This window comes from Streptomyces sp. NPDC008086 (genome assembly GCF_042957325.1).
In the GTDB taxonomy this organism is placed as follows: Bacteria; Actinomycetota; Actinomycetes; order Streptomycetales; family Streptomycetaceae; genus Streptomyces.
Genome location: NZ_JBIBIA010000004.1, coordinates 684,747 through 703,362, shown reverse-complemented (window position 1 = coordinate 703,362; position 18,616 = coordinate 684,747). Strand labels below are relative to the sequence as shown.

Below are 18,616 nucleotides of genomic sequence, written 5' to 3'. Positions count from 1 at the left end.
GGTCAGCGTTGGGCGAGTGGGGTCGGGGCCTCCTGGACCGTCCAGCCGTTGCCGTCGGGGTCCTGGAAGAAGAGGAAGCAGTTCCAGCCGGCCTCGCCCCGGCCCGGTGCCCAGCCGGACGGGCTCACGTGCATCACCGGGGTCACCTCGACGCCGCGGCCGGTGAGCTCGGTCCGGGCGGTGTCGATGTCGGTGACGCAGAGCTGGAGGCCCTGCATCGAGCCGGGGGCCATTCGGGGGCGGCCGGGGGGTGGGGGCATGCCGGACTCCAGGACGACGGAGCAGCGGGAGCCGGGTGGGGTGAGCTGGACGAAGCGGCCTACGTCCTCGAAGAAGGGCGCGTCGATCTCGGCGCGGAAGCCGCACTGGTCGACGTAGAAGGCCTTGGCGCGGTCCAGGTCCGTGACCGGTACGACGATCACTTCCAGGGTCCAGTCCATGAGCGCACCTCCTCGGACATGGTCCCCCCGCACGGCTGGCTACGCCCGTCGGCCGTAGTGGCGGGCCACCGCGTGGAAGGCCTCCTTCGGCTCCCAGTGCCAGCCGGAGGCCGGGTCGTCGGGGCGGTCCTTGACGGCCTTGGTGATGCCGTAGCTCGCGAGGTCGAGGTCGTGGCGCGGGCTGTCGGGGCGGTGCGGGGCGTCCGGGGTGACGAACTCGAAGGCCATCGCCGCGTACAGGCCCATCGACTCGAAGACGTCCAGCAGGTCGCCCAGGTAGGCGGCCTGGGTGCGCTCGCTGCGGACGACGTGGCCCTTGATTTCGTTCGGCTCCTTCGTGTAGTCGACGATGTCCCAGCCCATGCCGCCGGCCTCCGGCGCGCCGACGTACGCGCACGTGCCGAACTCGGTGATGGCAAGGGGCTTTCCCCAGCGCAGGTAGTGGCGCAACTCCCGTACGTGGTCCGCGTGTTGGGGGAAGTACGAGTAGTAGTCGATGCCGATGACGTCGAAGAGGTGCCAGTCGACCGGTTCGAACTCCTCGTCCTGGGCGGCGGCGTAGCTGAGGCGGCCGTGGAAGACGGAGCGGCCGGCCTGCGCCGCCCTCGCGGTGAAGCGGGCCAGGCGGCGCTGCATCCGGGCCATGTCGACCGTGCCCTTCTGGAGGTTCTCGACGCGCTCCAGAACCGTCTCGCCGGGGACGATCCCCGGCACGAACAGCCAGAACTCGCAGCCCACACTGAAGTCGACGCTCGCGCCCTGCCGCCGCAGCCGTTCCGCGAACCGCCCGCACTCGGCGATGCTCTCCAGGATCTCCCGCTCGGGCACGTCCCCGAGGGTCGGCTGGAGCCAGACGTGCAGCCCGCGCTCGGCGGCCTCGGCGGCGGTGGCGACGAGGCGGTCGACGCCGTCGCCGGTGACGTCGAGGGTGTCGGCGTGCAGGTCGTCGCGGATGACCCGGACGTCCTCGCGCATCCGGGCGGCGCTCCACGCGGTGCCGGGTGTCTCCCCCGCGCCGACGGTGTAGACGACGCCCCTGTGCTTCAGTCCCCGGTGCCCCGCTGTGTGCCCCGCCGCCTGCCCCGCGGGCAGCACCGCTCCCGTCAGTCCGACGGCCGCCGCTCCCGCCAGAAACCCTGCCCTGCTGATCCCCGTGGTCTTCTCCATACGGCCACTGTCGCGAGCGCGGAGCCGTGCCGCCGTCGGCCGATGGTCTACGGCGCCGCAACCAAGGAATGACATACGGCGTCGATCACTGAAGAGATCGTCCTTGTCCGTCAGCCGAAATCCGTACGAAGGAGACCGAGATCTTAGGCCGCCGCACCCTGCTGACCGCAGGCACCGCCACCGCCGCCGTATTCCTCACCGGCGCCCCTGCCCATGCCGCCACCACCGACCGGCTCCGCGAACTGGAGTCACGGCACGGTGCCCGGCTGGGCGTGTTCGCCCACAACCTCGTCACCAAGCGGACCGTTCACCACCGCGCCGACGAGCGCTTCCCCATCTGCTCGCTGTTCAAGACGCTCGCCGCCGCGGCCGTACTGCGCGACCTGGACCGGGACGGCGAGGTGCTCGGCAAGCGGGTCCATTACACGGCGGACGACGTCGTGGAGAACTCCGACATCACCGAGGACCACGTCGCCACCGGTATGACCGTCGCCGAACTCGCCGACGCGGCCATCCGGTTCAGCGACAACACCGCCGGCAATCTTCTGCTGCGCGAGCTCGGCGGTCCCTCCGCGATCACCCGTTTCGCCCGCTCCCTCGGTGACCCGGCGACCCGCCTCGACCGCTGGGAGCCGGAGCTCAACTCGGCCGAGCCGTGGCGGCGTACGGACACCACGACGCCGCGCGCGATCGGGCGGACGTACGCGCGTCTGGTCCTCGGTGACGCCCTGAACCGCTCCGACCGCGGCCTTCTCACCCACTGGATGCTGAACAACACCACCAGCGTCAACCGTTTCCGCGCCGCTCTGCCCAAGTCCTGGGCGCTCGCCGACAAGACGGGGGGCGGGTCCTACGGCACCAACAACGACGCCGGGATCGCCTGGACCGACGACGGCACGCCGCTCGTCCTGGTCGTCCAGACGACGAAGCCGGAGCAGGACGCGGTACCGGACCATGCCCTGATCGTCGAGACGGCCAAGTTGCTGACCGAAACCCTCACCTGAGGCCCCGCCCCCACCACCATTCCTTCGCCCCCGCCGCCCCTACCCGCCCCATCCCTGGGGGCTCCGCCCCCAGACCCCCTGATCGGCCCTGCGGGCCTCGTCCTCAAACGCCGGACGGGCTGAAGGGCCTGAAGGGGCGCTGGGCTGTGTCAATTTGCGGCTCCGCCGCGTGGGCGCGACCAGCCCCCACCGGCCCGCACCCGAGGAACGACCCCGGGGTCGAAGGGGCGCAGCCCCTGGGGATGGGACGGGTAGGGCGGCGGGGGCGGATTCCGGGGCAACCGAAATGGTCGGTTCGGCGGTCTGGAGGGCGAGGGAGGGTGCTTGATGCAGGCCGAACATGAGGCCCAGTTCCAGGAATTCGTCAGGGCGCGATGGTCCCACCTGGTGCGGACCGCGTATCTCCTGACCGGCGACGCGCACCACGCCGAGGACCTGACACAGACGGCGCTGGCGAAGGCGTACCGGTCGTGGCGCAGGGTGTCGCGAGCCGACCACCCGGAGGCGTACGTCCGACGCATGCTGGTCAGCTGCAACAGCGACCGCTTCCGCAAGCGCCGGGTCGCCGAGTCACTGACGGCCGCGCCGCCGGACACCCCGGGACGCGAACAGGGTTTCGCGGACGTGGACGAGCGCGGCGCGCTCCTCGACGCCCTGGCCCAACTGCCGCCGAAACAGCGGGCGGTGGTCGTCATGCGCTATTGGGAGGACCTGTCCGAGGCGGAGGTGGCCGAGGTGCTCGGCTGTTCCACGGGCACGGTCAAGAGCCAGGCGTCCAAGGGGCTGGCGAAGTTGCGTGCGTACCCGGGTCTGGCCCGGATGACGCCGTCCGTGCAGGGAGGCAGCAGGTGAACGACGACGAGCAGCGGCAGGGCGCGGGCGGCGGCGAGGGTACGGACTTCGAGGAGGAGTTGCGGGAACTGCTCGCCGAGACCGCGCACACGTTCCGGCCGCCGTCCGCGCCCTATCCGGTGATCCGGCGCCGGGGCGTGATCGAGCGGCGGCGCCGGGTCGCCGCGGCGGGCGCGGTGCTGGTGACGCTGGTGGCGATGCCGGTCGGGGCGTATGCGCTGGGCGGCGGCAGCACGGGCGCGGACACGGCGAGGACGCCGGGGCCGTCGACCGGTGCCACGCGGGGGGCCTCCCCGACGCCGACGTCGACGGCAGACCCGGCTCCTGGCGGGCCCGCGCGGCCTGCCACCGCGGGGCAGCTGCTGGACGGGATCACCTTCGCGCAGGCGGCGGAGGGGTTGGAGAGCTGCCTGGAGTACCAGCGGTCCGGCGGCATCTCCGGCGCCGCCGACCCGGGCGCACCGGCCGACTACCGGATCCTGCTGGCGATGAACAGCACCGGCGACTCCAACGCGCCCGGCGACGGCATGTACGTCGTCGCGCTGCGCGAGAAGCCGGAGCGGGTCCACGTGGTCTGCAACATCAAGAACGGCGAGACCCAGGCCGTCTCCGGCTTCGGCGACGACGCCGGTGCCGTCCCGGACGAGGGCCCGGTGTTCGTCGACCCGAACAGCGGCAGGCTCTTCCAGCAGTCGTTCCTGGACCGCGGCCACTGGAAGCTTCCGTTCCGGTGGGGTGTGATCGGCACGGTCAAGCCGTCGGTGGCCCGGGTGGCGGTCACCTACGGCGACTCCAGCGCCGAAGCGGCCCTCGACGACGGCCGGTTCGTGGCGTCCGGCGTACTGCACCAGCAGGTCACCCTGGCACCGCACATCAAGGGGTACGACGCCGACGGCACGTTGATCTACGACTCCGACGACGACAAGTACTACCAGCGGGCCCTGCCGTAGGGCCGACCGTACCGACGGGCCGGGGCGCCGCACGGGGGTCGCCGCCCCGGCCCGTCACAGTCGAAAGTCACCAGTCACCAGTCACCGGTCGCCCCCTCTACGGCTCGGCGACCGGCATCGCCCCGTTGACCGCGGCCGCCAGGCTGAACGGCGTCTCCCGCTTCCGCAGGGGCCTGGTCACCTGCTTCGCCACGCACGACGGGATCCCCGCCGTCGCGTCCGCCGCGGCGTCCGCCGTCAGCCGCCGGTAGGCGCTCGGCGACATCCCGACCAACTCGGTGAAGCGCGTGCTGAAGGTGCCCAGCGACGAGCACCCGACCTCGAAGCACACCTCGGTGACGCTGAGGTCGCCGCGGCGCAGCAGCGCCATCGCGCGCTCGATGCGCCGCGTCATCAGGTAGCCGTACGGGGACTCGCCGTAGGCGGCCTTGAACTCGCGGCTGAGGTGCCCGGCCGACATGTGCACGCCCCGTGCGAGGGCCTCGACGTCCAGCGGCTGCGCGTACTCGCGGTCCATCCGGTCGCGGACGCGGCGCAGCGCGACGAGGGTGCGCAGACGCTGTTCCTCCGACGTCGAGGTCGTCGAGGTCGAGGACGGGTGGCTGGATCGCACACCCGTATCTTCCCGGGCCGCCTCCCGCCTCGTCCACTCCCGGGTCCGGCTCTGCCGGGCGCGGGACGAGAGGAAGGCCAGCACCGGTGCGGACGCCGTGCACATCCGCGGTCAGCCGCCGACGTAGGCCGCGAGGTGCTCACCGGTGAGGGTGGAGCGCTCGGCGACGAGGTCGGCGGGGGTGCCCTCGAAGACGATCCGGCCGCCGTCGTGGCCGGCGCCGGGGCCGAGGTCGATGATCCAGTCGGCGTGCGCCATGACGGCCTGGTGATGCTCGATGACGATGACCGACTTGCCGGAGTCGACTAGCCGGTCGAGCAGTCCGAGCAGCTGCTCGACGTCGGCGAGGTGGAGGCCGGTGGTCGGCTCGTCGAGGACGTAGACGCCGCCCTTGTCGGCCATGTGCGTGGCCAGTTTCAGCCGCTGCCGCTCGCCGCCGGAGAGGGTGGTCAGCGGCTGGCCGAGGGTGAGGTAGCCGAGGCCGACGTCCGCCATCCGCTCCAGGATCCTGTGGGCGGCCGGGGTGCGGGCCTCGCCGGCGCGGAAGAACTCCTCGGCCTCGGTCACCGACATCGCGAGCACCTCGCTGATGTCCCGGCCGCCGAAGCGGTACTCCAGCACCGACGCCTCGAACCGCCTGCCCTCGCAGTCCTCGCAGGTGGTGGCCACGCTCTGCATGATCGCCAGGTCGGTGTAGATGACACCGGCGCCGTTGCAGGTGGGGCAGGCACCCTCGGAGTTGGCGCTGAACAGGGCCGGCTTGACGCCGTTGGCCTTGGCGAAGGCCTTGCGGATCGGGTCGGCCAGGCCGGTGTACGTCGCCGGGTTGCTGCGCCGGGAGCCGCGGATCGGGGTCTGGTCGACCGAGACCACGCCTTCCTCGGCGGGGATCGAGCCGTGTACGAGCGAGCTCTTGCCGGAGCCGGCGACGCCGGTGACCACGGTGAGCACGCCGAGCGGGATGTCGACGTCGACGTTCTGCAGGTTGTTCGCCGTCGCGCCGCGGATCGCGAGCGTGCCGGTGGCCTTGCGGACGGTCTCCTTGACCGCGGCCCGGTCACCGAGATGGCGCCCGGTGACGGTGTCGCTCGCCCGCAGCCCCTCCAGGGTGCCCTCGAAGCAGACGGTGCCGCCCGCCGTGCCGGCGCCGGGGCCGAGGTCCACGACATGGTCGGCGATGGCGATCGTCTCCGGCTTGTGCTCGACGACCAGCACGGTGTTGCCCTTGTCGCGCAGGCGCAGCAGCAGGTTGTTCATGCGCTGGATGTCGTGCGGGTGCAGACCGATCGTCGGCTCGTCGAAGACGTACGTCACGTCGGTGAGCGAGGAGCCGAGGTGGCGGATCATCTTGGTGCGCTGCGCCTCGCCGCCGGAGAGCGTGCCGGAGGCGCGGTCCAGCGAGAGATAGCCGAGGCCGATCTCCACGAACGAGTCGAGGGTGTGCTGGAGCTTGGTGAGCAGCGGCGCCACGGAGGGCTCTTCCAGCTTGCGGACCCACTCGGCCAGATCGCGGATCTCCATCGCGCAGGCGTCGGCGATGTTGATCCTGCCTATCTTGGAGGAGCGGGCGAGTTCGCTGAGCCGGGTGCCGTCGCAGTCCGGACAGCGGGCGAAGGTGACCGCGCGGTCCACGAAGGCCCGGATGTGGGGCTGCATCGACTCGCGGTCCTTGGACAGGAAGGTCTTCTGGAGCTTCGGGATCAGGCCCTCGTAGGTGAGGTTGACACCGTTGACCTTGACCTTGGTCGGCTCCCGGTAGAGAAAGTCGTGCCGCTCCTTCTTCGTGTACTTCCGGATCGGCTTGTCCTTGTCGAAGAACCCGGACTCGGCGATGACCCGGACCACCCAGCCGTCGCCGGTGTAGGTGGGGATGGTGAACGGGTCCTCGGACAGCGACTTGGAGTCGTCGAAGAGCTGGGTGAGGTCGATGTCGGAGACCGTGCCGCGGCCCTCGCAGTGGGTGCACATGCCGCCGGTGCGGCTGAAGCTGACCTTCTCGGTCCGGGTCTTCTCGGCTCCCCGGTCGACGGTGAAGCCGCCGCTCGCCGAGACCGAGGCGACGTTGAAGGAGTACGCGGCGGGCGGGCCGATGTGCGGTGTGCCGAGGCGGCTGAAGAGGATGCGCAGCATCGCGTTGGCGTCGGTGGCGGTGCCGACGGTGGAGCGCGGGTCGGACCCCATGCGCTGCTGGTCGACCGTGATCGCTGTCGTCAGGCCGTCGAGTACGTCGACCTCGGGGCGGGCGAGGTTCGGCATGAACCCCTGCAGGAAGGCGCTGTACGTCTCGTTGATCAGCCGTTGCGACTCGGCGGCGATCGTGTCGAAGACGAGCGAGCTCTTGCCCGAGCCGGAGACGCCGGTGAACACCGTCAGACGGCGCTTCGGGATCTCGATGCTGACGTCCTTGAGGTTGTTCTCGCGAGCGCCGTGCACCCGGATCAGGTCGTGGCTGTCGGCGATGTGCGGCGCGGTCATCGTGTCTCCATCTACGGCTACGGGTGGGTGTGGGTTCAGCCTCGGGCCTGGATGCGGATCAGGTTGCCCGCGGGGTCGCGGAACGCGCAGTCGCGGATGCCGTACGGCTGGTCCGTGGGTTCCTGGACGACCTCGGCGCCGGTGGCCTGCACCTTCTCGAAGGTGGCGTCGACGTCCGCGGTGGCCAGGAGGATCCAGCCGTAGGTTCCCTTGGCCATCATCTCGGCGATGGTGCGGCGTTCGTCGTCGGTGACGCCGGGGTCTGCGGCGGGGGGTGCGAGGAGGATGGACGTGGCGGGTTGGTTCGGGGGGCCGACCGTGATCCAGCGCATTTTGCCCTGGCCCACGTCGGTGCGGATCTCGAAGCCGAGGGCGTCGCGGTAGAAGGCGAGGGAGGCCTCCGGGTCGTCGTGCGGGAGGAAGCTGGCGTGAATCGAGATGTCCATGTCCGTCACGCTAGCCGTGGGCCGGGGGCCCCGCTTCTCGATTCCTGACGAACCCCACCTCCCCCCGTTTCCTCGCCCCCGCCGCCCCCTACTCGTCCCATCCCTGGGCGGCTCCGCTGTCGGCCCTCCGGGCCTCGTCCTCAAACGCCGGACGGGCTGAAGGCCTTCAGGGGCGCGGGGAACTGCGCGACCAGCCCCCGCCGGCCCGCACCCGAGGAACGACCCCGGGGTCGAAGGGGCGCAGCCCCTGGGGATGGGACGGGTAGGGGCGGCGGGGGCGAGGAACGTCAGTCGGGGGTGGCCGCGCGGGTTGCGATGCCGTGGAAATGCAGGGTCATCGCCTGCTGAGCCCCCTCCACGTCCCGCGCCCGCAGCGCGGTCACGATGTCACGGTGCCACCGGGCGGTCAGCGCGGGAGACGGATCCTCGGGGCGCCCCCGGGCTCCGTTGACCCGCCGGAAGACCGTCCAGAACGCGGCCAACAGCTGCGGCACGAGATCGTTCCCGAGCGAGGCGTACAGCAGCTCGTGGAACTCACGGTCGAGGTCGGGAAAGGACCGCCCCGCCCGCCCCGCCACCTCCATCCGCGACACCACCGCGTCCAGCCGATCCAGCTCGACCTCCGTCACACTCGTCGCCACCCGTCGGATCAACCCCTCCTCCAGCACCTCCCGCACCTGAAGGATCTCGGCCAGCGCCCCGGAGTCGTCCCGCTCGTGCCGGACCAGCGTCCGAAAGGTCAGCCCGTCGATCAGCGGCGTGAGGGAGGCCTGGCCGACATACGTGCCGTAGCCGTGCCGGATCTCCACGATGTCGAGGGCCTGGAGGGCCTTGAGCGCCTCGCGGACGGAGTTGCGGCTGACGCCGAGGTCGTCCATGAGCTCGGCCTCGGTGGGCAGCAGCGCGCCCGCCTGGAGCCTGCGGTCGATGATCAGCTGCATGACCTGGCGCTGGATCCGGCTGTTCCTGGACTCCGGCTCCTCGGACGTACGACTGTTCCTGGGCTGCCCGGGCATGCGGCGCATCGTACGCGCACCCGGACGTCCCACGTCCCATGTCTGCGGGATACAGACCTGACAGGGGGTCAATTCACGCCATTTCACAGCGCCATTGGTCCGACCTGTGGCAGATGCGCCATTCGTGTGAGATCCCTTGACCGCCCCCACCACCCCACCTATGGTCGCGCTGACCGGGAGGACGTAGGACGTCGTATCTCCTCACCGGGGCACGACGCATTCCTCGTATACCTCGTATCCCTCGCTGGAGGACCCGTGCGCGACGTGACCCACGACGTGCCGGCGCTGCACCGCCGGTCGTTCCTGAAGTACACCGGCGCGCTGGGCGCGGCCGCCGCCGTCTCCGCGTCGTTGTCGGCCTGTTCGTCGGGGCCGGAGTCCACGAACGAGACCGGCGGAGGCGGTGGCCGGGACAGGACGCTGACCGCGGTGATCGGCTACGGCAACGACGGCAGCTGGGACCCCACCCAGACGGCGTCCGCGTTCTGCATGGCCGCCAACAACCACATCTACGAGGGGCTGCTGGACACCGACCCGATCTCCCGGGAGCCGTACGCCGCGCTCGCCACCCAGGTGCCGGCCGACCCGAACGCCACGACCTGGAAGTTCACGCTGCGGGCGGGGGCGAGGTTCCACGACGGGAAGCCCGTCACCGCCGACGACGTCGTCTTCGTCTTCGAGCGGATCCTCGACCCGGGCACCCAGACCCTCGCCAAGGGGTTCTTCGCGAGCTGGCTGAAGGAAGTACGCAAGGTCGACGCGCAGAACGTGGAGCTGGTGCTCAAGTTCCCCCTCCCGGACGGGCTTTCGCGGCTCACCCTGGCCAAGATCATGCCGAAGCACGTGTTCTCGCAGCCGGGCGCCTGGGACGACGCCATCAAGGGCAAGGCAATCGGGTCGGGGCCGTACCGGCAGACCGCGCACCACCCGAAGTCCAACACCACCTTCGAGGCGTTCGCCGACTACAACGGCCCGCGCAAGCCCGCCTTCAAGAAGATGAACTGGTTGACGATCGTGGACGCGGCGCCCCGCGTGGCCAGGATCTCCGGGGCGAGCGCGGGTGCGGTGATCGCCGACAACATCCCGTACGCCAACATCCAGCAGCTGGAGAGCGGCGGACTCACCGTGGCCGGCGGTGCCGGGATGAACAACCTGTTCCTGATGTTCAACACCCAGCACAAGCCGTTCGACGACGTCCGTGTCCGGCAGGCCCTGCACTACGCCATCGACACCGGCAAGATGATCGAGGTGGCCCTCAAGGGGCACGGGAAGGCGTCCTCGTCCTTCCTCAACGAGGCCAACCCCAGCTACCGGCGCGCGAAGCACGTCTACGACCACGACCCGGACAAGGCCAAGGCGCTGCTGAAGGAGGCCGGGGTCAGCGGTCTCGAGATCGAGATCCTGGCCGTGAACGTGAGCTGGATCGTGGACTGCCTGCCGACCATCAAGGCGTCCTGGGACGCCATCGGGGTGAAGACGACCCTGTCCCCGCAGGAGACGACCGCCGTCTTCACCAAGATGGACCAGAAGCAGGACTACCAGGTGGTCGCCGCCGCCTCGAACCCCAACCAGTTCGGCCTCGACGCCGACCTGATCATGCACTACAACTACGGCCCCGAGAACCTCTGGATGCAGTACACGCGCTGGGCCGACGACTCCGTCGCCAAGGCGCTGTTCAGGGACATGGACCGGGCGACCCGGGAGCCGGACGCCGAGCAGAAGAAGACGATGGTCCAGGACTACATCGACATCGTCGCCGAGCAGGCGGTGCTCTACCCGGTCGTCCACAACGAGCTGATGACGGCCTGGAACCCGAAGCAGCTCAGCGGCATAAGGGCACAGCCGTATCCCGGCATCAACCTCCTCCAGGCCAAGTGGGCCTAGGAGCCGGCCCGTGATCGCCGTCGCCAGGATCCTGGCCCGCCGTGTCGCCCTGCTCGTCCCGCTGATGCTCGGCATCGTGCTGTTCGTGTTCCTGGTCATGCGCTTCTCGGACGTCGACCCGGCGTCCGCGTTCTTCCAGGGCGCCAACCCCACCCCCCAGCAGCTGCACGACTTCCGCGAGGAGAACGGCCTGCTGGACCCCCTCCCCGTCCGCTACGTCGCCTTCATCGGCGACCTGCTCCACGGCGACATGGGCATCAGCGCCCTGACCCGGGCGCCGGTCGTCGACCAGGTGATGACCGCGCTGCCGCTGACCCTCCAGCTCACCTTCCTGGGCCTGGGCATCGCGGTCGTCCTGTCCCTGGTCGGCGGCGTCACCGCGGCCATCTACCGCGACCGGCTGCCCGACCAGATCATCCGGGTCGTGTCACTGACGGGGGTGGCCGCGCCCGGCTTCTGGCTGGCGCTGCTGATGATCCAGTACCTGGCCGTCGACCTCGGCTGGTTCCCGACCGGCGGCTACATCAACCCGGCGGACTCCTTCACCGGCTGGCTGAAGACCATGACCCTGCCCGCCCTGGCGCTGTCCCTGCCGGTGGCGGCCCAGCTGACCAGGATCGTACGGACGGCGGTGGTGGAGGAGCTCGACAAGGACTACGTCCGCACGGCGATCGGCAGCGGGCTGCCGCCGCGCGTGGTCGTGGGCCGGAACGTGCTCAGGAACGCGCTCATCAACCCGCTCACCGTCCTCGGCCTGCGGGTCGGCTATCTGCTGGGGGGAGCGGTGGTCATCGAGACGATCTTCTCCCTTCCGGGGATGGGGAAGCTGATGATCGACGCGGTGAAGAACGGTGACCCGGCCGTCGTCCAGGGCGTGGTGCTCACCACGGCGACCGGCTTCGTCGTCGTCAACCTCGTCATCGACATCCTGTATCTGCTGGTCAACCCGCGCCTGCGGGAGGCGACATGACGTTCAACCGGGGGCGTCTGGCCGACGTCCTGTCCCGGCCCGGCATCCGGCTGCGCGGCTGGCGCCGGCTGCCGTCGCTGTCGAAGGTGGCCGTCTGCTTCCTGACGGTCGTGGTCCTGCTGGCGCTGTTCGCCCCGCTCCTCGCCCCGCACGACCCGCTGGACCAGCAGCCGCCCGTCGACGGCACCGGCCACCCGTCCGCCGACCACTGGATGGGCCAGGACAGTCTCGGCCGGGACATCCTCAGCCGGCTGATGTACGGCGCCCGCTGGTCGCTGGCGATCGGGCTCGGCGCGACCGGGCTCGCGCTGGTCGTGGGCGCGCTGATCGGGGCCGTCGCGGCGACCTCCCGCAAGGCGGTCGACGAGACGCTGATGCGCTGCCTGGACGTGGTGATGGCGTTCCCGGGCATCGCGCTGGCCGCCGTGCTCGTGGCCGTGTTCGGCGGCGGGATCACCGTCCTGATCTGCGCCATCGCCTTCCTGTTCACCCCGCCGGTGGCGAGGGTCGTCCGGGCGAACGTCCTCGACCAGTACGGCGAGGACTACGTCACGGCGGAACGGGTCATCGGCGCCCGCACGCCCCACATCGTCATCAAACACGTGGCGATCAACTGCGCCGCGCCCGTGCTGGTGTTCTGCACGGTCCAGGTCGCGGAGGCGATCGTCTTCGAGGCGTCGCTGTCCTTCATCGGCGCGGGCGTACGGCCGCCGGACCCGTCGTGGGGCAGTGTCATCGCCGACGGCAAGAACATGGTGCTGACCGGAGGCTGGTGGGCGACCGTCTTCCCCGGCCTGCTGATGCTGGTGACGGTGCTCTCGCTGAACATCCTCTCCGAGGGCGTGTCGGACGCCTGGGCGGCACCCTCGGCGCGCGAGGTCGACGTACCGGACGCCGCGGACCGCCTTGAGGCGCCGGAGCCGGGCAGCGGTGAGGTGCTGCGGCTGCCGGGGCTGACGGAAGCGGCGGCACGGCTGCGGTCCCGGGCCCGGCCCCTGCCGCGCGGGCGGCTGCCGGTGCTCGCGGTCGAGAACCTGGCGATCGGGTTCGAAGGCCGCCACGGCGGCGTGGACATCGTCGACGGCATCAGCTTCGAGGTGCGGCCCGGTGAGGTGCTGGGGCTGGTCGGCGAGTCCGGCTGCGGGAAGTCGCTGACCGCACTCGCGGTGATGGGTCTGGAACCGAAGGGCGCCCGGGTGCGCGGCCATGTCCGGTTCAACCAGCGGCAGTTGGTGGGCGAGCCGATGCGCGTGCGCCGCAAGCTGCTCGGCCACGAGATGGCGATGATCTACCAGGACGCCCTGTCGTCCCTGAACCCGGCGATGACGATCCGCTCCCAGCTGGGGCAGGTCGTACGCCGAGGAGGCCGCCGTACCCCGCACGACCTCCTGGCGATGGTCGGCCTCGACCCCGACCGCACCCTGCGCAGCTACCCGCACGAACTCTCCGGCGGCCAGCGCCAGCGCGTCCTGATCGCCATGGCGCTGTCCCGCGACCCGAAGCTGATCGTCGCCGACGAGCCGACGACCGCGCTGGACGTCACCGTGCAGGCGCAGATCATAGAGCTGCTGCTGAGGCTGCGGGAGGAGCTGGGCTTCGCCCTGATCCTGGTCTCGCACGACCTCGCGCTGATCGCGGACGTCACCGACCGGGTGGTCGTGATGTACGGCGGGCAGATCGTGGAGACGGGCGTGACCGCGGACCTGGTGGAGTCCCCGGCGCACCACTACACGCGCGGCCTGCTGGGCAGTGTGCTGTCCCTGGAGTCGGCGCAGGAGCGGATGACGCAGATCAAGGGCGTCGTCCCCTCCCCGGCGGACTTCCCGGCGGGCTGCCGCTTCGCGGACCGCTGCCCGCTGGCGAGCGAGGTGTGCCGCACGACGGCCCCCGTCCTGACCGGCCCGCCGACCCACACGGCGGCCTGCCACCACCCGGCGATCCTGCTGGCGCCGACGGATCGCGAGGAGAGCGGGGTCGTCCAGTGAACACGAAGACGCAGGACGGTCCGGTGAACTCGCTGGTGCAGCTGTCGGACGCGCACGTCGTGCACAAGGCCCGCAGCGGCGGGCTGTTCACCCGGGACAAGGTGTACGCCCTGACCGGCGCCGATCTCACCATCGCGGCGGGAGAGACGGTGGGCGTGGTCGGCGAGTCGGGGTGCGGCAAGTCGACGCTGGCGAAGGTGCTGGTGGGAGTGCAGCGGCCGACGGCCGGGACGGTGTCCCTGGGGGGCCGGGACCTGTGGGCGATGAGCCCGGCCGAGCGCCGGACGGCGGTCGGCGCCGGAACCGGGATGATCTTCCAGGACCCGTCGACCGCGCTGAACCGCCGTCTGACGATCCGGCAGATCCTGCGGGACCCGCTGGACGTGCACGACCGCGGGACCCGAGCCGGACGCGAGGAGCGGGTACGGGAGTTGATGTCCCTGGTCGGCCTGCCCCGCGCCCTCACCGATGCCTTGCCCGGCCAGCTTTCGGGCGGTCAGCGCCAGCGCGTCGCCATCGCCCGGGCACTGGCCCTGGAACCGGACCTGGTGGTGGCGGACGAGCCGACGAGCGCGCTGGACGTGTCGGTGCGCGCCCAGATCCTGAACCTCCTCCTCGATCTGAAGGAGCGATTGGACCTGGCCCTGGTGTTCGTCTCGCACGACATCCAGACGGTGCGCAGGATGAGCGACCGGGTGATCACGATGTACCTCGGCCGGATCGTCGAGGAGGCCCCGGCCGGCGGTGTCACCGACGGCTCCCGGCACCCGTACACCCGTGCCCTGTTCTCGGCGACCCCCGGCCTGCTGGACCCGATCGACCCGATCCCGCTGGTCGGGCCGGTCCCGTCGGCGACCCGGCCGCCGAGCGGGTGCCCCTTCCGGACGCGCTGCTGGAAGGCGGACGAGATGTGTGCGCGGGAGATGCCGGACTTCACGGCCGCGTCGAGCCCGGAGCACCGTTTCAGGTGCCACCATCCGGTGGAGGAGGGCGAGGCCACCCGCGACCTCGTACGACAGAGCAACCTTGCCAAGGAGCCTTGATGACGAGCCCCACCCCGCTCACCGGTGTCGTCCCGCCCGTCTGCACGCCCCTGACACCGGACCGCGAGGTGGACGTCCCGTCCCTGCTCAGGCTGGTCGACCACCTGGTGCAGGGCGGGGTGCACGGCCTGTTCGTGCTGGGTTCGACGTCGGAGGCGGCGTATCTGACGGACCGGCAGCGCAGGCTGGTGGTGGAGTCGGTGACCGGGCATGTGGCCGGTCGGCTGCCTGTCCTGGCCGGCGTGATCGACATGACCACCCCGAGGGTCCTGGACCGGGTACGGGACGTCACGGAGGCGGGTGCCGACGCCGTGGTGGCGACGGCCCCGTTCTACGCCCGCACCCATCCCGCCGAGATCGCCCGCCACTACCGCCTGATCGCGGCCGCCTCCTCGGTGCCGGTCGTCGCCTACGACATCCCGTCCGCCGTCCACACCAAGCTCCCCTCCGAGGTCGTCCTCGACCTGGCCGCCGAGGGCGCGCTGGCGGGCCTGAAGGACTCCAGCGGCGACCTCGCCGGCTTCCGCGAGGTCGTCGTCGGCGCCCGCAGCCGTCCCGACGTCAAGGACTTCAGCGTGCTGACCGGCTCCGAGCTCTTCGTCGACGCGGCGCTGGAGGTGGGCGCGGACGGGGCGGTGCCGGGGCTGGCCAACGTCGACCCGCACGGTTACGTCCGCCTCGACCGCCTGTACCGGTCCGGCGACCTGCGGTCGGCCCGGGCCGAACAGGAGCGGCTGTGCGGGCTGTTCGGCATGGTGCGGGTCGGGGACCCCGGCCGGATGGGCGGCAGCTCGTCGGCGCTGGGCGCGTTCAAGGCGGCCCTGCACCTGCGGGGCGTGATCGACTGCCCAGCGACGGCGGAGCCTCAGGTGCCGCTGTCGGCGGCGGAGGTGGAGCGGGTGGGGAAGTACCTTGCGGGGGCCGGGCTGCTGTAGACAGCCCGGCCCCCGCGTTCCCCCGTTCCCCCGTTTCCCTCGTTCCCCCGTTCCCCCGTCAGGCGGCCCAGCTGCCGGTGGACTTCGCGTCCGAGCGGAACTCGAAGGCGAACCGGGCGCCGTCGCGCACGTTCGTCGCGATCACGTTCCACTGGCCGGCGCGGGCGAGCTTGTAGTCCGCCTGGCACTCGAGACGGCCGTTGGTCTCGAAGCAGACCTTCACGTACCGGTTGGTGTTGGGCTTGATGTTGATGTCGGCGCAGGCGCTGGAGGTGCTGAACACGTCGCCCGCCGGGAGCCAGTACGTGCCGGCCGGCTTGAGGTAGCCGTTCGCACTGCCGTAGCAGGAGGCCGGCGCGAGGTCGCGGGCCTGGGCCGCCGGGGCGAGTCCGACGGCGCCGCCCGCGAGCAGGACCGTGACGGCGGTGGCGGCGATGCGCTGACGCATGGGCATGAGATGTCCCCTGGGATCGACAAGTCGGTGGATGGGTGCTCCGGCCGGGGCAGCACCGAGCCTGCCGGGGCGGTCCTGACCGGAACAAGAGCCGTCGCTGTCCCGGACAGCCCGCTCGCTGTCCGGCCTGGTCAGCGCCGTGTCCGGGTCCTGTCCGGAGCGGGGTGACGCTGGCGGGAAACGGGATTGTGCGACGGTTCGGGCAGGGCCGACCATGTGCGTCATGGAGACCAGGGGGGACACGGATCCTCAACAGGCGCGTGACACCGCCGAGTTCGTCGCTGCCCTGCGGGAGCTCAAGGACCGGTCGGGGCTGACGTACCGCCAGTTGGAGGAGCGTGCCGCCAAGCAGGGCGAGGTGTTGCCGCGCAGCACCCTGGCCGACGTCCTGCGCGGCCGGACCCTGCCGCGGCCGGAACTGCTGGCCGCGTTCGTACGGGCCTGCGGGGACGGCGAGCGGTCCGCGCAGTGGCTGACGGCCCGGGACGAGCTGGCCCGGGGCAAGGGGGCCGAGGAGAGCGGCGTGCCTCCCGCGCGGGACGGCCGCCGCCTCGGTGCGCGGATGTTCGGGGTCCCCGTCCTGCCGGCGTCGGTGGTCCTCGTGGCGCTGCTGGGCGCCGCCGCGTGGGCCCTGGCCCCTGCCGGGGGCGACGGTGACACGAAGGGTTCCGGGAACGGGGGCCCCGCCGCGACGGACGCGCGGTCCGGGCTGCCCCGGGGCCGTGCGCAGATCCGTCCCGCCCTGGCGGACGGCCTGTGTCTGACGGACGGTTTCGGCAGTCGGTACGCGTCACTGGTCGCCGTGCAGCGGCCGTGCGACGAGGTCGCGCCCCAGGAGACGACGCTGGTGCCGCTCGGCGGGAACACCTTCCGGATCCGCTGGTACCACCCCGACCACGGCCCCGGCTGTCTGACCGCCCTCGCCGAGGGGCCGGGCGCCGGGCTGCTGGAGCCGTGGGACGACTGCGGGCGGACGACACCGTTGCGTATCGAGCCGGCCGGGCCCGACGGAAGCCGGCGGTACTCGCTGCGTGTCGACGGCCGGGGTTGCGTGGCCATCAGGGACGCGGACACCGCCGAGGGAGCCGAGGCCGTGGTGGAACCGTGCCGTCCGAAGGACAGTCAGGTCTTCGTCATCCGGTCGGCCCCGTGACGGCGCCTTGAAGTCCACCGACCGGCAGCCGCCGGAACTCGATCGACTCGTACGGCCCCGCCGCGCCCGTCTCGTACAGGATCCCGACCGTCCGCCGCCCCAGCGGCACCAGGTCCGAGTACGCCGCCCGCTGCTGGGACAGCGTCAGCGCCTTCGTGAAACTCGCCCCGCCGTCCGTGCTGCGCCACACGGCCATCGACTGACGGGCGGTGGGCACGGACGGGCCCGAGAAGAGCAACGGGCCGTCGCGGCCGGAAAGTTGGAGGACGCTTCCCTCCACCACCGGCACGTCGTTCAGTGACGGCTGGACCGTGTAGGGGCGGTCCAGGGTCTGGCCGCCGTCGCTGGAGACGCTGTCGAGACGGTTGCCGGTGCTGGTGCCGAGCTGGTCGCGGGAGTTGAAGTACAGCCTGCCGTCCGGGAGTTCGGCGGCGGTGGACTCGTTGGCGTTGCTGTAGCCGTCGTAGGTGTCGTCCACGAAGCCGGTCCGCCAGGAGCGTCCGCCGTCGTCGCTGTAGATGGCGTGTGCGCCGTAGTACCTGGCCTCCTGTCCCGTGTCGGAAGACCCGCTCGCCGGGGCCACCGAGTGGTTCGACGGGACGACCAGCCGCCCCGCGTGCCTGCCGCGGGTGAGCGCGACCGCGTGGCCGGGGCCGGTCGCGTACCAGCGCCAGTTCGCCGGCTTCACCTGGCCCGTGATGTCGCGTGGCGCCGTGAAGTGCCGTCCGTCGTCCGCGCTCCGCTGCACGAACACCCGACGGCTGTCCTCCGCCGTCACCTCGCCCCGCATTATCTGCGCCTCCGTCACGTCCCCGCTGTTGTAGGACGTGACCAGCACGACCGCGCCGGTGGCCGGGTCGACGACCGGCGCCGGGTTGCCCCGCGTGTCCCCCTCCCCGGCGGCGACCACTGTCAGCGGGCCCCAGGTGCAGCCGCCGTCGAGGGAGCGTCTGAGGACGACATCGATGTCGCCGGTGTCGCCCGCGCCGTCGTGCCGGCCCTCGGCGAAGGCCAGGACCGTGCCGCGCGCGGTGGTGAGGGTGGCCGGGATGCGGTACGTGTCGTAGCCGCCTTCGCCCGAGACGTACGGGACGGAGGACGTGCAGCCGGGGTCCGCCGAGGCGGTGCCGGCCGTCGTGAGCGGGGCGGTCAGGAGGACGACCGCGGTGACCAGGTGGGTACGTCCGAGTGTGCGGCTCAGGATGGTCATCGAGTTCCCTCGAGGTTGC

The 18,616-nt window shown here is 71.3% G+C and carries 17 protein-coding genes; 9 read left to right on the top strand and 8 right to left on the bottom strand.

What is annotated here, in order from left to right; translation table 11 throughout:
- Positions 1-2: 2 nt before the first annotated feature.
- Positions 3-440 carry a VOC family protein gene (locus ACFZBP_RS17335; RefSeq protein ID WP_391413915.1) on the bottom strand — a complete coding sequence of 146 codons (438 nt, stop codon included), beginning with the start codon at positions 438-440 and terminating at the stop codon, positions 3-5.
- Positions 441-479: 39 nt separating this feature from the next.
- On the bottom strand, positions 480-1,607 hold the full coding sequence (locus ACFZBP_RS17330; protein WP_391413913.1) for an abortive phage infection protein: 1,128 nt from the start codon (positions 1,605-1,607) through the stop codon (positions 480-482).
- Positions 1,608-1,726: 119 nt separating this feature from the next.
- On the opposite strand from ACFZBP_RS17330, the gene bla reads away from it, so the two are divergent.
- From bla to ACFZBP_RS17315, 3 genes are all read left to right on the top strand, one after another.
- Positions 1,727-2,611: a class A beta-lactamase gene (gene bla, locus ACFZBP_RS17325; protein WP_391414132.1), complete on the top strand. Its 885-nt coding sequence runs from the start codon at positions 1,727-1,729 to the stop codon at positions 2,609-2,611.
- A 327-nt stretch (positions 2,612-2,938) separates the two neighbouring features.
- The gene (locus tag ACFZBP_RS17320; RefSeq protein ID WP_391413911.1) at positions 2,939-3,463 is read left to right on the top strand and encodes a SigE family RNA polymerase sigma factor; all 525 of its coding nucleotides are present in this window, start codon (positions 2,939-2,941) and stop codon (positions 3,461-3,463) included.
- Entirely contained in the window at positions 3,460-4,413 is a 954-nt protein-coding gene (locus tag ACFZBP_RS17315) for a hypothetical protein (RefSeq protein ID WP_391413909.1), read from the top strand. Before ACFZBP_RS17320 ends, ACFZBP_RS17315 begins: the two co-directional genes overlap by 4 nt.
- A gap of 97 nt (positions 4,414-4,510) precedes the next feature.
- Here the strand turns inward: ACFZBP_RS17315 and ACFZBP_RS17310 are convergent, their stop codons facing one another.
- From ACFZBP_RS17310 to ACFZBP_RS17295, 4 genes are all read right to left on the bottom strand, one after another.
- Positions 4,511-4,930: a helix-turn-helix domain-containing protein gene (locus tag ACFZBP_RS17310; protein ID WP_391414130.1), complete on the bottom strand. Its 420-nt coding sequence runs from the start codon at positions 4,928-4,930 to the stop codon at positions 4,511-4,513.
- A gap of 207 nt (positions 4,931-5,137) precedes the next feature.
- The gene (locus ACFZBP_RS17305) at positions 5,138-7,501 is read right to left on the bottom strand and encodes an ATP-binding cassette domain-containing protein (protein ID WP_383449298.1); all 2,364 of its coding nucleotides are present in this window, start codon (positions 7,499-7,501) and stop codon (positions 5,138-5,140) included.
- Positions 7,502-7,536: 35 nt separating this feature from the next.
- Positions 7,537-7,947 (bottom strand): VOC family protein, encoded by a 411-nt coding sequence (locus tag ACFZBP_RS17300; protein ID WP_391413907.1) that lies wholly within the window; start codon positions 7,945-7,947, stop codon positions 7,537-7,539.
- Between the two features lie 287 nt (positions 7,948-8,234).
- The gene (locus tag ACFZBP_RS17295) at positions 8,235-8,963 is read right to left on the bottom strand and encodes an FCD domain-containing protein (protein WP_391413905.1); all 729 of its coding nucleotides are present in this window, start codon (positions 8,961-8,963) and stop codon (positions 8,235-8,237) included.
- 255 nt (positions 8,964-9,218) lie between these two features.
- Between ACFZBP_RS17295 and ACFZBP_RS17290 the strand changes: the two genes are divergently transcribed.
- The 5 genes from ACFZBP_RS17290 to ACFZBP_RS17270 are packed head-to-tail and all read left to right on the top strand — an operon-like array spanning position 9,219 to position 15,780.
- Entirely contained in the window at positions 9,219-10,847 is a 1,629-nt protein-coding gene (locus tag ACFZBP_RS17290; RefSeq protein ID WP_391413903.1) for an ABC transporter substrate-binding protein, read from the top strand.
- A 10-nt stretch (positions 10,848-10,857) separates the two neighbouring features.
- The gene (locus ACFZBP_RS17285; RefSeq protein ID WP_383450911.1) at positions 10,858-11,817 is read left to right on the top strand and encodes an ABC transporter permease; all 960 of its coding nucleotides are present in this window, start codon (positions 10,858-10,860) and stop codon (positions 11,815-11,817) included.
- Entirely contained in the window at positions 11,814-13,802 is a 1,989-nt protein-coding gene (locus tag ACFZBP_RS17280; RefSeq protein WP_391413901.1) for an oligopeptide/dipeptide ABC transporter ATP-binding protein, read from the top strand. Before ACFZBP_RS17285 ends, ACFZBP_RS17280 begins: the two co-directional genes overlap by 4 nt.
- Before the next feature lie 23 nt (positions 13,803-13,825).
- Positions 13,826-14,845: an oligopeptide/dipeptide ABC transporter ATP-binding protein gene (locus ACFZBP_RS17275; RefSeq protein ID WP_391414128.1), complete on the top strand. Its 1,020-nt coding sequence runs from the start codon at positions 13,826-13,828 to the stop codon at positions 14,843-14,845.
- On the top strand, positions 14,845-15,780 hold the full coding sequence (locus tag ACFZBP_RS17270; protein WP_391413899.1) for a dihydrodipicolinate synthase family protein: 936 nt from the start codon (positions 14,845-14,847) through the stop codon (positions 15,778-15,780). Before ACFZBP_RS17275 ends, ACFZBP_RS17270 begins: the two co-directional genes overlap by 1 nt.
- 58 nt (positions 15,781-15,838) lie before the next feature.
- Here ACFZBP_RS17270 and ACFZBP_RS17265 read toward each other — a convergent pair whose 3' ends face one another.
- Positions 15,839-16,234 carry a hypothetical protein gene (locus ACFZBP_RS17265; RefSeq protein WP_391413897.1) on the bottom strand — a complete coding sequence of 132 codons (396 nt, stop codon included), beginning with the start codon at positions 16,232-16,234 and terminating at the stop codon, positions 15,839-15,841.
- 223 nt (positions 16,235-16,457) lie between these two features.
- On the opposite strand from ACFZBP_RS17265, the gene ACFZBP_RS17260 reads away from it, so the two are divergent.
- Entirely contained in the window at positions 16,458-17,387 is a 930-nt protein-coding gene (locus tag ACFZBP_RS17260; RefSeq protein WP_383450921.1) for a helix-turn-helix domain-containing protein, read from the top strand.
- On the opposite strand, the gene ACFZBP_RS17255 is transcribed toward ACFZBP_RS17260, so the two are convergent.
- The gene (locus ACFZBP_RS17255) at positions 17,368-18,597 is read right to left on the bottom strand and encodes an exo-alpha-sialidase (RefSeq protein ID WP_391413895.1); all 1,230 of its coding nucleotides are present in this window, start codon (positions 18,595-18,597) and stop codon (positions 17,368-17,370) included. The two genes, ACFZBP_RS17260 and ACFZBP_RS17255, sit on opposite strands and share 20 nt — an antisense overlap.
- Positions 18,598-18,616 lie beyond the last annotated feature (19 nt).